At 62.7% G+C, this 13447-nt stretch carries 12 protein-coding genes; 3 read left to right on the top strand and 9 right to left on the bottom strand.

What is annotated here, in order from left to right:
• Positions 1-67: 67 nt before the first annotated feature.
• Genes RGM2987_RS02435 through RGM2987_RS02450 form a run of 4 tightly spaced genes read right to left on the bottom strand, consistent with a single transcriptional unit; the run spans position 68 to position 3184 of the window.
• Positions 68-1429 carry a 4Fe-4S binding protein gene (locus RGM2987_RS02435; protein WP_245138526.1) on the bottom strand — a complete coding sequence of 454 codons (1362 nt, stop codon included), beginning with the start codon at positions 1427-1429 and terminating at the stop codon, positions 68-70.
• Positions 1417-2271: an FTR1 family protein gene (locus tag RGM2987_RS02440; protein ID WP_245138527.1), complete on the bottom strand. Its 855-nt coding sequence runs from the start codon at positions 2269-2271 to the stop codon at positions 1417-1419. Before RGM2987_RS02440 ends, RGM2987_RS02435 begins: the two co-directional genes overlap by 13 nt.
• A 20-nt stretch (positions 2272-2291) precedes the next feature.
• Entirely contained in the window at positions 2292-2654 is a 363-nt protein-coding gene (locus tag RGM2987_RS02445) for a cupredoxin domain-containing protein (protein ID WP_245138528.1), read from the bottom strand.
• Entirely contained in the window at positions 2654-3184 is a 531-nt protein-coding gene (locus tag RGM2987_RS02450; RefSeq protein WP_245138529.1) for an iron transporter, read from the bottom strand. The genes RGM2987_RS02445 and RGM2987_RS02450 overlap by 1 nt, the downstream gene beginning before the upstream one ends.
• A 189-nt stretch (positions 3185-3373) precedes the next feature.
• Between RGM2987_RS02450 and RGM2987_RS02455 the strand changes: the two genes are divergently transcribed.
• Positions 3374-3598, top strand: a complete 225-nt coding sequence (locus RGM2987_RS02455) for a DUF3079 domain-containing protein (protein WP_245138530.1) — start codon at positions 3374-3376, stop codon at positions 3596-3598.
• Between the two features lie 123 nt (positions 3599-3721).
• On the opposite strand, the gene RGM2987_RS02460 is transcribed toward RGM2987_RS02455, so the two are convergent.
• The 3 genes from RGM2987_RS02460 to RGM2987_RS02470 all read right to left on the bottom strand — a co-directional run bounded on the left by RGM2987_RS02460 (position 3722) and on the right by RGM2987_RS02470 (position 9376).
• Positions 3722-5461 (bottom strand): dipeptidase, encoded by a 1740-nt coding sequence (locus RGM2987_RS02460; protein WP_245138531.1) that lies wholly within the window; start codon positions 5459-5461, stop codon positions 3722-3724.
• Positions 5462-5698: 237 nt separating this feature from the next.
• Positions 5699-7699, bottom strand: a complete 2001-nt coding sequence (locus tag RGM2987_RS02465) for a U32 family peptidase (RefSeq protein ID WP_245138537.1) — start codon at positions 7697-7699, stop codon at positions 5699-5701.
• Positions 7700-7807: 108 nt separating this feature from the next.
• A complete protein-coding gene (locus tag RGM2987_RS02470) occupies positions 7808-9376 on the bottom strand; it encodes a sensor domain-containing diguanylate cyclase (protein ID WP_245138532.1) in 1569 nt (522 codons plus the stop codon).
• Between the two features lie 140 nt (positions 9377-9516).
• Here RGM2987_RS02470 and RGM2987_RS02475 point away from each other — a divergent pair, with 140 nt between their 5' ends.
• Positions 9517-9975 carry a metallophosphoesterase family protein gene (locus RGM2987_RS02475; protein ID WP_245138533.1) on the top strand — a complete coding sequence of 153 codons (459 nt, stop codon included), beginning with the start codon at positions 9517-9519 and terminating at the stop codon, positions 9973-9975.
• Positions 9976-10205: 230 nt separating this feature from the next.
• On the opposite strand, the gene RGM2987_RS02480 is transcribed toward RGM2987_RS02475, so the two are convergent.
• Positions 10206-11294: an alkene reductase gene (locus RGM2987_RS02480; protein WP_245138534.1), complete on the bottom strand. Its 1089-nt coding sequence runs from the start codon at positions 11292-11294 to the stop codon at positions 10206-10208.
• Between the two features lie 113 nt (positions 11295-11407).
• Between RGM2987_RS02480 and RGM2987_RS02485 the strand changes: the two genes are divergently transcribed.
• Entirely contained in the window at positions 11408-12322 is a 915-nt protein-coding gene (locus tag RGM2987_RS02485) for a LysR family transcriptional regulator (RefSeq protein ID WP_245138535.1), read from the top strand.
• A gap of 189 nt (positions 12323-12511) precedes the next feature.
• On the opposite strand, the gene RGM2987_RS02490 is transcribed toward RGM2987_RS02485, so the two are convergent.
• Positions 12512-13303 (bottom strand): transporter substrate-binding domain-containing protein, encoded by a 792-nt coding sequence (locus tag RGM2987_RS02490; protein WP_245138536.1) that lies wholly within the window; start codon positions 13301-13303, stop codon positions 12512-12514.
• Positions 13304-13447: the final 144 nt, after the last annotated feature.

Genomic DNA, 13447 nt, shown 5'->3' on the forward strand with positions numbered 1-13447 from the left:
GTAAAGTTATCTACCGCCATCGCGCGCAAGCTCGGCTCCCACAGGGGACTGTGCCGAGTGTGAAAGGTCACCACCCCCAGAACTGCAGCCACCAGCCATACCCCACCAGGCTGTTGGCTGATACCAGGCAGGCCAGGGCGCAGAGGCGGCGGGCGGAGGTTGTCGGTTCGAGGTGTTTGTAGCCCAGCCACAGGCTCCAGGCCATTGCGGCCAGCAGCAGCCCGGCCCTGGCGGGCTGGACCCATTCGAGCAGCAGGCCTTCGTAGCGCAGCAGTTTGACGGTGGTGGCGGACAAGCCGAGGAACAGGCCTGCTGCGCCCAGGGGTGTCAGGGTGATTGCCAGTGTCCGGTACTGTGTCGGATCGCCGGCGAGTTTCGCCGCCAGATGCATCAGCAACAGCAACGTGCTACCCAACAGCAGGGCGCTCAAGCCCAGATAGGCGAGGATGCAAGCGCCATCGAGCCAGCTGAAGCTGTCGTTGAGCTGCGGGTAGTGGGTCAGCAGCCACCAGGGCGCATTGTCCTGCAAGGCCCAGATCTCGTCATGAGCCACCAGCCACTGCGCCAGGCCTTGCTTGAGGGTGACGAACCAGGGACTTACGGTCCACTGAAAGGCGCCCATGGCCAGGCCGATGACGCCGAACAGCAGCAGGCGGACCTCCCAGGGCGAGAGCGTGTCGGCCGTTGCATCGAGAATTTCCTCGCTGCTGGAACGGGCGATCAGGCGTACCGCATCACGCTGGCCGCTGCAACGGCCGCAGGCGTGACAGTCGGCGGCGCCGCGCAGTCGGCGGATGTCCAGCAAGGGGGCGCAGTTGGGTAGCGGCCGGCGCGGCGCGGGGTTTTCCAGCCAGCGTTGTTCGTCGACCCGAAAGTGCACCGGTGCCAGGCGCGCGAGCAGGGCGAACACGCCGCTGACCGGGCACAGATAGCGGCACCAGACCCGTTTGCCCCGGGCGAACAGCAGGCCGACCAGCACCGCCGCGATGGTCGAGCCTCCCAGGATCAACAGCGCCGCCTGGGCATAATCGTAGACGCTGATCAACTGCCCATAAACCGTGGTCAGGCAGAACGCCAGGGTCGGCCAGCCGGCCCAGCGCAAGGCGCGCGGCATCCCCAGGCCCTTGCCATACTGGCTGGCCCATTCGCTCAATGCGCCTTCGGGGCACAGCACGCCGCACCAGAGCCGCCCGAACAACACGATCGACAACAACACAAACGGCCACCACAGCCCCCAGAACAGAAACTGTGCCAGCAGCGTGAGGTTGTCGAGCATCCGCGCCTGGCTGTCCGGCAATGGCGAAAAGGCCGGTACCACCAGCAGCACCACGTAAAACAGCACCACCAGCCACTGTACCCGGCGAATGGCTGCGCCGTGGCGCCGCATGCCGTCGCCCAGGCGCTGGAGCCAGGGGTTCAGGTCGGGCATGGCAGGTTTTCCGCTTTGCGTGGTCGCAGCCACCCCGCGACCATCGCCCAATAGCCCAGCCATACCAGCAAAGTCAACGCGCTGGGACTGGCGCGATAGCCGGCGAAATCCGCCAGGAACCCGCCGAACCCATGACCGTCGTCCAGTACCGCGCTGCTGTCCCACAGTGCATCGCCAATGCCGCGATACACCGCCTCGGGCCAGTCCATCGCCAGCAATTGGCCGCCGACCCGCTCGATGCCGCTGACCAGCAGGGCCGCCCCCAGCAACAGCAGAATCGCTTCGCTGATGGCGAAGAAACGCGGCCAGGAAATCAACCGGCGGCTGGAGTGCAGCAGCGACACGGTCAGCAACGACAGCACCAGGCCGGCCACCGCGCCCACGGCGAACAGGCCCAACTGCGGTCCTTGCAGGCGAGCACCGGCGCCGTACAGGAAAACCACAGTCTCACTGCCTTCGCGACTGACTGCCAGCAACGCCAACACCAACAGTCCCAGGCCTCCCTGGCGACTCAGACGGTGGTCGGCGTGGCGAGTCAAATCGTGTTTCAGCATGCGCGCATTGCGGTGCATCCAACCGACCATCTGCACGATCAGCAGGCTGGCGAGCAGTGCCAGTGACGCCTGGAACCATTCGTTGGCCGCGCCGCTCATGGCTTGGCCCGCCAACAGGATCAGCCCGGCCAGCACGCCAGAAAGCAGCAGACCCAATGCCGCGCCCGCCCAAACGTAGCGCACCAATTGGCTGGCTTGCTGCTGGCGGCTGACCCAGGCCTGGAGAATGCCGATTACCAGCAACGCCTCGACGCTTTCGCGCCAGACTATGAACATGGATTGAGTCATGAAACGCCTCCTGCTGGCGATTACTGGGCGAGGATTCCGCCTTCCGGCAGCTGCGGATTGAACTCGTCGAAGAACGGGTAGTGTCCGGGACGCAGCGGGTGGATGACCACGAAGGTCGTGACACCGGGCGACAGGACTTTCTCCACCCGCAGCGGCGTGCTCTCGAATTCCGCCGGGCCCTGGCCGATATTCTTCAGCACGATCTTGAAACGCTGGCCCGCCGGGACTTCCAGCAGCGCTGGGGTGAAGTGTCCGTCGCGGATGCTCAGTTCATACGTGGGCAGTTGCGCATGGGCGATGCAAGGCAATACCAGGCCGGCGAGCATCCACCAGGTCAGGCGTCGGTGGCTCGCGACGTGCGTCACGCCGAGTGGGGAACTCATCAGTACCCGCCTTTTTTACCGATCCCGGCATAGACGAATTCGTAGTGCAATTCACAGCGTTCGAACCAGGGGGCGACGCCGGTCTCCTTGTCGGTATGACGACCGAGGGAGGCATGCCCGCCGGGCGGTAGTACGGTGAAGGTCAGCTGGTATTGACCGGGGCCGAGCAGTTTGACGTTGTCGCCATAATGCGGACCGTCATTGGCGACCATGGCGTGGAAGTCCCCTTTGAGCTCGGTCTCGTTACCCTGTTTTTTCAGTAGGAACGACACGTTCAGGTAGGGCACGAAACTGCCTTCCTGGAAGCCTTGCTTGTTGTCTGCCGTGGCGCGGATGTCGGCTTCCAGATGCACATCAGAGTCCGCCGTGGGACGCATCATGCCGGCCGGAGCCATCTCAATCGGTTGCAGATACACCGCGCCGACTTCCAGCCCCGGACACAGTTGCGGCTCGCCGATGGGATATTCCTTGGCCTGGGCCAGGGGCGCGAGAAACAGCAGGGCGAGAGACAGGGGAGCAAGGGTACGCATGATGACTTCCTGGATTGGCAAAAAAGATGGCCGAGTCTAGGAAGCTTTGCTGCGAATAATAATGATTATTGTCAATTTTCAGCGTGATTGTGCTAAGCCGTTACCAAGGCGACTTCTTGATCGAAATCAAGGGAAGCCCGGGCCCGGCGCGGTAGGGTGCAGGTACACCCATCTGTCAGCGGGGTTCCCATGGCCAAGCCGTTTCCTCTCAGCCCTAAGCATCCCGAGCGCATCTGCTGGGGCTGCGACCGCTATTGCGCAGCCAGCGCCCTGGCGTGCGGCAACGGTGCCGATCGAACGATGCACCCGGCCGAGATGATCGGGGAGGATTGGTATCTGCATGGAGATTGGGGGGTGGAGTTGACGGACGTCACGGACCAGTCCGCAGATCAAAGTACCCATCTGAAGGAGTAAGCCAAACCGGTGGCGAGGGAGCTTGCTCCCGCTGGGCTGCGCAGCAGCCCCAAAAGCTTGCGGTCGCTGCGCAACCGAGCGGGAGCAAGCTCCCTCGCCACGGTTCGTTTCAAGCAGACTTATTCAGAGTTTCGGCAACTGCCCAACCCGGCCCATCATCTCCGTCACAATCTGCAAGTCCAGCAGGAACTGCTCCACCGTCTTGAACTCGTTGTCGTTATGCCCGGTGTATTTGACGTCGGGCATCGCCAGGCCGAACTGCACGCCGTTGGGCAGGTCATGTACCGAGGTGGCGCCGGCGGAAGTGCCGTATTTGTGCTCCATCCCGAGGTTTTCACTGGCAACGGCCAACAACGCCTTGACCCATTCGCCTTCAGGGTTGCGGTACATCGGCTCGTCGAGGGAGTAGTCGAAGGCCACGACCACCTTGGATTTCCCGGTCCAGGCGCTCAGCTTGTCGGCGATTTCAGTCTTCAGTGCCTCAGTGGTCTTGCCCACCGGCACCCGCAGGTTGACGGCCAGCTTGAAGGTCTTCTCGTCCATCCCGACATAGGTCAGGGAGGCGGTGAGCGGGCCCATGAAGGCGTCGGAGAAGCCGATCCCCAGTTTTTTGCCCAGGTAGTCCAGGCCCCAGTTATCGGCGGCGTAGCGGGCGGCGTCGGTGATGTGGTTGTGCTTGAGCGCGACCTTGCCGTCGAGGCCGTTGATGAACACCAGCATCCGTGCCACTGGGTTAACCCCGGACTCCGGCTCGGAGGAGTGCGCCGAAACGCCGGTGAAGGTCAGCTGGACGTCCTTGCCGGCCACCTGGGAGGTCACCTGGAAGTCGCCACCATTGTTCTTGGCATATTCGCTACCGGCCTTGAGCAGGGCAGCGGCCAATTCTGCAGGTTTGTCGCTGGCGAAGGTGGCCACTGAGGTGGATGGGATCTGGTTGGTCGCCAGGCCGCCGGTCAGCCCGGTGATTTCAGCGCCCTGGCCCTGTGCGCTGCGTCGGGCAAAATTCGCCATGACCGTGCCGTAGCCTTTTTCGGCGATCACCACCGGGTAGCCGCCGTCCAGCGCCAGGTTGTAGTTGGGCGTCGGGTTGCGTTCGAAGTAATAAGGGATCGCGTCACCGCTGGTTTCTTCGGTGGTATCGACCAGTAGCTTGAAGTTGCGCGCCAGGGGCAGCTTTTCTTCCTTGATGATCTTCATCGCGTACAGCGCCACCACGATACCGTTCTTGTCGTCCTCGGTGCCGCGGCCATACATGCGATCACCCACCAGGGTGACCTTGAACGGATCGAGCCGGGTGCCGTCCTTCAACACCCAGTTTTCCGGCGTCACCGGCACTACGTCGGCATGGGCGTGGATGCCCACGACTTCATCACCGCTGCCTTCGAGGGAAATCTCATAGACGCGGTTGTCGACATTGCGAAAGTTCAGGTTGAAGGACTTTGCCAGACTCTGGATCTTATCGGCGATCTTCAGGAACTCGGGGTTCTCGTGCTGGGCTACGCCTTCCTTGCGAAAGGTCGGAATGGCGACCAGTTCCTTCAAGGTTTCGGTGGCCGCGTTGCCATACTTCACCCGCGCGTAGAGGCCGAGCAGGCGATGGATCTCGTTCTGCTGTTCGGCCGTCAGGGTTTTGCTGCCGAGGAACCCGTCGATGGCCGGGCCAAGGTTGGCGGTTTCTGCCACGTTACTCTTGCCGACGCTCGCCAGGAACTGACGAAAATCCGTCACCGAGCTGTCGGAGAAGCTCTTGACGATGGTGGCGCTCTGTTGCGCGCTGATATTGGCGAAGACGGGTGTGGTGATCGAGGCGAGGCTGGACAGCATCAGGGTGGTCACGGCCAGATGCTTGAACGAAAAGTCCATTGCAGGGCATTCCTTTGCAGAAGGTTGGAAGAGAGCGTCTTTCGACGAAACAATCACTTACAACCTAACACCGTGAGGAGGCCTGTACAAAAAAATGTGGCTGCGGCGAACACTTATGTAGGGATCGCTATGGCCTTATGTGGGAGCGGGGGGGCAAGCCCGCTCCCACAAGAGCTAGCGGTGGGTACCCATATTTCGACCACACCGCAGAACCAGATGGGAGCGAGCTGCAGCGGTTCAATGCGGCGCGCGAGGAATGGTCTTGAGCAAATCCTCAGGGCTGATGTAACCAACCACCGGCTCCGCCGTGCTGCCCGGCAGCGGCAGGTCAAGGATGTGGCCCTTGATCTTGCCCACCACATGCATTTCGCAAGGCTTGCAGTCGAACTTCAACGTCAGGACTTCATCACCATGGATCAACTGCATCGGCGCGACCTTGGTACGCACGCCGGTGACGCCCTTGGCCTGTTTGGGGCAGAGGTTGAAGGAGAAGCGCAGGCAGTGCTTGGTGATCATCACCGGCACTTCGCCGGTCTCTTCGTGGGCCTCGAACGCCGCATCGATCAGCTTGACGCCGTGGCGGTGGTAGAAATCGCGGGCCTTCTGGTTGTAGACGTTCGCCAGGAACGACAGGTGCGACTCCGGGTACACCGGTGGCGGGCTGGTCTCGGCCTTGCGCCCGCCCCGTGGATGAGCCGCGACCCGGGCAGCGGTCAGCGCCTCGATGGCTTCCCGGCGCAGGGCCTTGAGCTGTGAGTTGGGAATGAAGAACGCCTGGGGCGCATCCAGCTCGACCGCCGTGGCGTGATATTCGGTGGTGCCCAACTGGCCGAGCAGGTCGCGCAGTTGCTCCAGGGCCTGTTCCGGCTTGTTGGCGAGGCCGAACGGCCCGTCCAGGGCGACTCTGGCGCGGATGCCTTCCTCGCTGGTGGCGGTCAGTTCCAGGCGTTCTTCGCGCAGGCGGGCGACCCAGGCCAGGCCGACCCGGCGCTCGGAGGAGATCTTGAGCAGCGCTTGCTGCCAGTTGTGGTCCAGGTTGCGGCTCAATGGGTGGTTGGGGCGCAACTGGTACATGCCCGCCGGCATCTCGTTGGGCTCCACGCGGTAGCGGTAGCGCTTCTGGCCGTCTTCCTCGAACTCGCCCTTGGGCTCGGCGATGTTGGCCCGGAAGCCCACGACTTCGCGCTTGACCAGCACATTGAGGCCGTCGCCGTTGGACAGTGGATCGAAGGTCACCACCTGCAGGTCGCGCTTGCCGACTTTCTCCACCACGCCCACCGGCACACCGGTAAAGGTCGGCGAATCGAAGGCGCCGATGTCGATCTTGCGCTCGCTGACGAAATAATCGGTGCTGCCACGGTGGAAGGTCTTTTCCGGGTCGGGCACGAAGAAGTGCGCGGTACGGCCGCTGGAGGCGCGGGCCAGATCCGGACGGTCTTCGAGGACGTCGTCCAGGCGTTGGCGGTAATAGGCAGTGATGTTCTTCACATAGCCCATGTCCTTGTAGCGCCCTTCGATCTTGAACGAGCGCACGCCGGCCTCCACCAGGGCGCGGATGTTGGCGCTCTGGTTGTTGTCCTTCATCGACAGCAGGTGTTTTTCGTAGGCAACCACGCGGCCCTGGTCATCCTTCAGGGTGTAGGGCAGGCGACAGGCCTGGGAGCAATCGCCCCGGTTGGCGCTGCGGCCGTTCTGCGCATGGGAGATGTTGCACTGCCCGGAAAACGCCACGCACAGCGCGCCATGGATAAAGAATTCGATGGCCGCTTCGGTTTCGTCGGCGATGGCGCGGATTTCCGCAAGGTTCAGCTCACGGGCCAAAACCAGCTGCGAAAACCCGGCCTGGTCGAGGAATTTGGCCCGTGCCAGGGTGCGAATGTCGGTCTGGGTGCTGGCGTGCAGCTCGATGGGCGGGATGTCCAGCTCCATCACCCCCAGGTCCTGGACGATCAAGGCATCGACGCCAGCGTCGTACAGTTGGTGGATCAGCTGGCGGGCCGGCTCCAGCTCGTTGTCGTGCAGGATGGTGTTGATCGTGGTGAAGACGCGGGCGTGGTAGCGATGGGCGAATTCCACCAGCCGGGCAATATCGCCCACTTCGTTGCAGGCGTTGTGCCGTGCGCCGAAACTCGGGCCCCCGATGTACACGGCGTCGGCGCCATGCAGGATGGCCTCGCGGGCAATGGTCACGTCGCGGGCGGGGCTGAGCAGTTCCAGGTGATGTTTGGGCAAGGACATTGGTTTTTTAGTCAGGCTGGTCACGGTCGAAGCGAGCATTGTAGCCGCCAGGCGCCTGACAGGCACCTGCCGACTTGGTTTTGCGCGCTGCGGAGCGATACACGGCGACTATTGTGGTGTCAGGCCGGCGCTGCACCAACGGTTTCGACCGGTGTTCTTGGCCAGGTACAAGAAGGCGTCGGCGGCCTTGATCAGCATGGCCGGGGTGACCTCTTCGGTGCCTGGCTGGCTGGTGGTAATGCCCGCGCTGGCGGTGACCATGCCCAGCGGATGGTCGGCGTGTTCGATATTCAGGTTCCGGACCGATTCGAGGACTTCCTGGGCGATCTTCGCCGCACCCACACCGTTGGTATTGGGGAGCAGGATGGTGAATTCTTCGCCACCGTAGCGGACCGCCAGGTCTCCGGCGCGTTTGATCGTCTGCTGGATCGCCGCGGCAATGGCCCGCAGGCATTCATCACCGGCAGCATGGCCATATTTGTCGTTGTAGCGCTTGAAGTAGTCGACATCGAGCATGATCAGCGCCAGGGACGTGCCCTGGCGCTTGGCCAGGCGAATCTCATCGGCCAGGGCAATGTCCAGCCGCCGGCGGTTGCCCAGGCCGGTCAGGCTGTCGGTCAGGGCCATGCCGCGCATGGTCTCGTGGGCGCTGCGGATCTGCTTCTCCATGGTCATCCGGTAGCGCAGCTGGCTCAGGACGATCAGCCCGAAACCAACGAGTATGGTGATCAGGAACACCAGCACGATGCCGGTCTTGAGCAGGTCGCGACGCCAGGGCGCGATAATCGACTCGCGGGACAGGCCGGCTTCCACCACCAATGGGTAAGTGGTCAGGGCGCGGTAGCCGTACAGGCGTTCGGTGTCGTCGATGACCGCCCTGGCTTCGGCGATGCCCTGGTTCGAGGTGGGCAGGAAGTTCTTGAAGATCACACTGTTGACCAGGCTCTTGCCCACCACCGAGGCCACGAACGGCCGGCGCACCAGGATGGTCCCGCTGCGCGTGGCGAGGACCAGGGCGCCCTTGTCGTCGATCTTGAAGTCGCCATAGTAGTCGACGAAGTAGCTGACCTTGACCGTGCCCAGCATCACACCAGCGAACGAGCCGTCGGGATTGTTCAGGCGACGGGAGATCGGAATGATCAGGTCGTTGGTAGAGCGGCTCCTGATCACCTCGCCGATCCGCACATTCCGATCCTCGTGGGTACGGTGATACTGGAAATAGTCACGGTCGGCGTTGTTCGGCATTTCCGGGGTCACTTCCTTGTCGGTGACCACCCATTCACCGTCGGGACCGTAGATAAACAGCCCATGCAGTTGCGGCATGATGGCCGATTGCTGCACCAGCAGCTTGTGAATGCGTGGGATGTCCATGTTCTGCAGGCCGTCACCTTCCACGCGCTCGCTGAGGGCCGCGGTCACCACGTCCACCTGGCGAATGGTGTCTTCGGCGTGCTGGGCCGTCGCTCGCGCCAGGTTGGTCACCGAATCGCGGGCCGAGGCAAAGGCCGCACGATAATCGCGCCAAGTCCGCCAGCCTTCCACGGCCAGGAAGGCCAGGACCACCACCAGCATGAAGCTCACCGTGAGTCGCAACGCCGCTCCAGTGCGTGCAGCCTGGGGGGAGAAGGCTTCATCAGCGCTATCGAGCGTGGGCTCCGGCCGTTTGCGTCCGAGCATTAACATTTCCTTTACGACAGTTCTGCGCACTAATGGGTGCGCAGCTTATCTTATTCGAACCCGGCGCAATATTGCCTGGGAGAGAACGGGCTCCCTGGCCACGGATCCGGTCAGCCACAGTGTTTGGCGAAGGAGACTACATGAAAGTTGGCGTCATTTCCGATACCCACGGTTTGCTGCGCCCGCAAGCGCTTGCGGCGCTCGAGGGTTGTGAGCGAATCATCCATGCCGGCGACATCGGCAGCGCCGAGATCCTCGACCAGTTGGCGGCTATAGCTGCGCTGCACGTGGTGCGTGGCAACAATGATTCAGGTACCGAGTGGGCCGCGTCCGTGGCCGAACACCTGCGATTCGAGCTCTGTGGCTGGCCGGTGCTGCTGGTGCATGACATCGCTGATGTGCCGGCGCTGCTCGAACCGGGGGTGAAGCTGGTGATTACCGGACATTCGCATAAGCCGAAAATCGAATGGCGGGAGGATCGGCTCTACCTGAACCCCGGTAGCGCCGGTCGCCGACGCTTCAAGCTGCCGGTGACGTTGGCGTTGCTGGAGGTGAATGCGGGAGGGATTGAACCGCGGATTGTGCAGTTATTGGACTGAGGCTGCGGCGCAGGAGGCGCTCCGGTCGCCTTATGGGCCACCGCAATCGCGAGCAAGCTCGGTCCCACAGTGGGTTATGGGGGGCTCATAATTTTCAGGCACGCCGCAGACTCTGTGGGAGCGGGCTTGCTCGCGAAAGCGGTCTGGCAGCCGACATCTTCGGTGGCTGAACCATCGCCTTCGCGAGCAAGCCCGCTCCCACAGGAAACCTGCGGTGTGTCTATTGGTGCTTATCGCGCCCCTTGAGCTTCAGCCAGCGTCGGGTAATCGGTGTAGCCACGTTCATCGCCCTGGTAGAAAGTCGCCGCATCAGGGGCGTTCAGTGGTTGGCCGAGTTTGAAGCGTTCCACCAGGTCGGGGTTGGCCAGGAATGGAGTACCGAACGCGACCAGGTCCGCTTCGCCGCGGCTGATGGCGGTGGCGGCGCGTTCGGCGCTGTAACCGCCGTTGGCGATGTAGGGGCCATTGAAGTGGCGCTTGAGGGCCCGGAAGTCGAACGGCCCTTCACCTGCTTCCACGATGTGCAGGTAGGCCAGGCCATAGCGGCTGAGCATGCCGGCTGCGTGTTCGAAGGTCGCCTGGGGATCGCTGTCGCTCATCGAAAAGTAGCTGAAGATCGGCGACAGCCGCACGCCGACACGACTGGCGCCGAACACTTCGATCACCGCCTCGACCACTTCCTTGAGCAAGCGCGCCCGGTTCTCGACGGAACCGCCGTAGGCGTCGGTGCGCTTGTTGGTGCCGTCGCGCAGGAACTGGTCAATCAGGTAGCCATTGGCGCCATGGATCTCCACGCCATCGAACCCGGCCAGTTTTGCATTGCAGGCGGCCTGCCGGAAGTCGGCGACCACGCCCGGGATCTCATCCAGCTCCAACGCCCGTGGCAGTTCGTAGGGCTTCAGACCTTCGATGGTGTAGATCTCGCCGTCGGCCTTGATCGCCGAAGGCGCCACCGGCTGGGCGCCGTTCACCTGCACCAGCGGATGGGACAAGCGGCCAACGTGCCAGAGCTGCAGGAATATCTGGCCGCCCTCGGCGTGCACCGCCTCGGTCACCTGTTTCCAACCGGCGATCTGTTGCGGGGTGAAAATCCCTGGGGTGCGCAGGTAGCCCTTGCCCTGGGCCGAGACCTGGGAGCCTTCGGTGATGATCAGGCCGGCCCCGGCCCGTTGGCTGTAGTACTCGGCCATCAAGGGCGAGGCCACATCACCTGAGCCTGCGCGGCTGCGGGTCATCGGCGCCATGACCATGTGGTTTTTCAGGGACAGTTTGCCGAGGAGCGCGGGAGACAACAGCGGATTGAGATCGATGCGGGTCATGGTTTCACCTGGAGGTGTGAGGTCGATGAGTGAAGGATAAGCACCTACCCATGGGTTGATTAGTCGATACAATCGGATTGAACTCATCCAAAAAAAGCAGTAATGGCGGCGCTATGCTCGATCTCAATGACGTTGCACTGTTTGTCCAGGTGGTCCGCAGTGGCAGCTTTGCCGAAGCGGCGCGGCAGTTGGGGATGCCATCCAATACCGTGAGCCGCCGGGTGCAGCAGTTGGAAGGCCAGCTTGGCAAGCGACTGCTGCAACGCTCCACCCGCAAACTCATGCTGACCCAGGCGGGGCAGACGTTCTATGAGCGTTGCGTCAACGCGGTGGACGGACTGAACGATGCCGGTCAGGAGTTGATGGCAGGGAGCGGCGAGCCCGCAGGCCTGGTGCGTATCGCGGCGATGGCGGACTTCTTCGATGTGTTCCCGATGGACTGGGTTGCCGATTTTCTTGCCGCGTACCCGCGGGTGAAACTCGAGTTTGTACTCAGTGACGCCCGTGTCGACCTGATTGCCGACCGTATCGACGTGGCCTTTCGGGGCGGGGTGTTGCGGGACTCAGGTTACGTCGGCCGGCAATTGCTGAAAAACGACGGCGACGGCATGACCGCCAGCCCGGCGTACATCGCCGCCCGGGGCATGCCCACTTCGCTGCTGGATCTGGCCGACCACGACGCCGTGAGCTTCGCCCATCCCAGCGGCCTGACCCACTGGCGCCTGGTCGGCCCGGATGGGACCGAGCAAGACGTGCAGATGCCCAGTCGTTTCAACGCCAATACTGCCCAAGCGCTGCGCAAGGCGGCGGTGGCGGGCCTCGGCATCGCGGTCCTGCCGTCGGCGTTGAGCCGCATGGACCTGCAAGCCGGTAGGTTGGTGCGGGTACTGCCGCAATATCAGCGCCTGGGCTTTGGCTTGAATGTGCTCTACCCGAGCCGACGTCAATTACCGCCAGCGGTCTCGGCGTTCATCGGGCTGGTGATGGAGAAACTTGCGCTCAAGGCGTTTCCAGCCCGGTGGGAGTAGAGCAGTGGGTGACGCTTGTGGTGCGTATGCAGCACCTCTGTGATGGAACAGGCCGAGCACGAGCAGGTATCCAGGAAGTTTCGTATCCATTCGCGGTTGCTATACAGAGCGATACAAATGCCTGGGTCAAGAGATCCCCTGTGGGAGCGAGCAAGCCCGCTCCCACAGGTTCGTGGCGTTAGCAGAGAGTTACTGAGCCGCAGGAACCGCCAGCCACTGGCCGATCACCTTCTGGTAACTGCCATTGGCCTTGCTCAAGTGCAGCCACTGGTCGACGTACATCTTCCAGGTGCTGTCATCGCGCGGCAGCAGGTAGGCCTTTTCACCATATTGCAGGTAATGGGTCGGGTTGACGGCGCACAGGCCAGGTTTGAGTTTTTGCTGGTAGAGCGCTTCCGAGGCGTCGGTGATCATCACGTCGGCTTTCTTGTCCAGCAGTTCCTGGAAGATGGTCACGTTGTCGTGGAATGCCAGCTGGCCCTTGGGCAGGAAGGCCCGCACGAAGGCTTCGTTGGTGCCGCCGGCCGGCTCCACCAGGCGCACCGAAGGCTGGTTGATCTGCTCGATGGTCTGGTAGCGCGCCTGGTCCTCACAGCGCACCAATGGGATCTTGCCGTCCACGTCCAGGGTGTTGCTGAAATAGGCTTTCTTCTGGCGTTCCAGGGTCACCGAGATGCCGCCCATGCCAATGTCGCACTTGCCTGCCAACATGTCCGGCATCAGGGTTTTCCAGCTGGTCTGGACCCACTGCACCTTGACCCCCAGGCTTGCGGCCAGCGAACGCGCCATGTCGATGTCGATCCCTTCATACTCGCCGGTGTCTGCCTTGTAGGTGTAGGGCTTGTAGTCGCCGGTGGTGCAGACCTTGAGTTCGCCGCGTTGCAGGACCTCGTCCAGGTGTGAGGCGGCAGGCTCAGCCACGGCGCCGCCGCAGAGCGTCAGCAGGCCGAAGATCGTCATTGTGCTTGTTGTTTTTTTCATGGGTTGGACGGCTCGCGAACAAAGGAGGGGAGTGGGGCAGTGTAGTAAAACGCGGTGTGGGCTGTCACCGGAGCGTGCGCGGGCTATGCAACCCTGTGGCGGGGGAGCTTGCTCCCGCTCGATTGCGCAGCAATCGTCAGAGCC

Source organism: Pseudomonas sp. RGM2987 (assembly GCF_022952855.1).
Classification (GTDB): Bacteria; Pseudomonadota; Gammaproteobacteria; order Pseudomonadales; family Pseudomonadaceae; genus Aquipseudomonas.

Excerpts from the sequence above, each read along its gene's own strand:
- RGM2987_RS02485 (WP_245138535.1), top strand. The coding sequence starts at position 11,408 with ATGCTCGATCTCAATGACGTTGCACTGTTTGTCCAGGTGGTCCGCAGT.
- RGM2987_RS02455 (WP_245138530.1), top strand. The coding sequence starts at position 3,374 with ATGGCCAAGCCGTTTCCTCTCAGCCCTAAGCATCCCGAGCGCATCTGC.
- RGM2987_RS02470 (WP_245138532.1), bottom strand. The coding sequence starts at position 9,376 with ATGCTCGGACGCAAACGGCCGGAGCCCACGCTCGATAGCGCTGATGAA.
- RGM2987_RS02445 (WP_245138528.1), bottom strand. The coding sequence starts at position 2,654 with ATGAGTTCCCCACTCGGCGTGACGCACGTCGCGAGCCACCGACGCCTG.
- RGM2987_RS02460 (WP_245138531.1), bottom strand. The coding sequence starts at position 5,461 with ATGGACTTTTCGTTCAAGCATCTGGCCGTGACCACCCTGATGCTGTCC.
- RGM2987_RS02450 (WP_245138529.1), bottom strand. The coding sequence starts at position 3,184 with ATGCGTACCCTTGCTCCCCTGTCTCTCGCCCTGCTGTTTCTCGCGCCC.
- RGM2987_RS02480 (WP_245138534.1), bottom strand. The coding sequence starts at position 11,294 with ATGACCCGCATCGATCTCAATCCGCTGTTGTCTCCCGCGCTCCTCGGC.
- RGM2987_RS02440 (WP_245138527.1), bottom strand. The coding sequence starts at position 2,271 with ATGACTCAATCCATGTTCATAGTCTGGCGCGAAAGCGTCGAGGCGTTG.
- RGM2987_RS02490 (WP_245138536.1), bottom strand. The coding sequence starts at position 13,303 with ATGAAAAAAACAACAAGCACAATGACGATCTTCGGCCTGCTGACGCTC.
- RGM2987_RS02465 (WP_245138537.1), bottom strand. The coding sequence starts at position 7,699 with ATGTCCTTGCCCAAACATCACCTGGAACTGCTCAGCCCCGCCCGCGAC.
- RGM2987_RS02435 (WP_245138526.1), bottom strand. The coding sequence starts at position 1,429 with ATGCCCGACCTGAACCCCTGGCTCCAGCGCCTGGGCGACGGCATGCGG.
- RGM2987_RS02475 (WP_245138533.1), top strand. The coding sequence starts at position 9,517 with ATGAAAGTTGGCGTCATTTCCGATACCCACGGTTTGCTGCGCCCGCAA.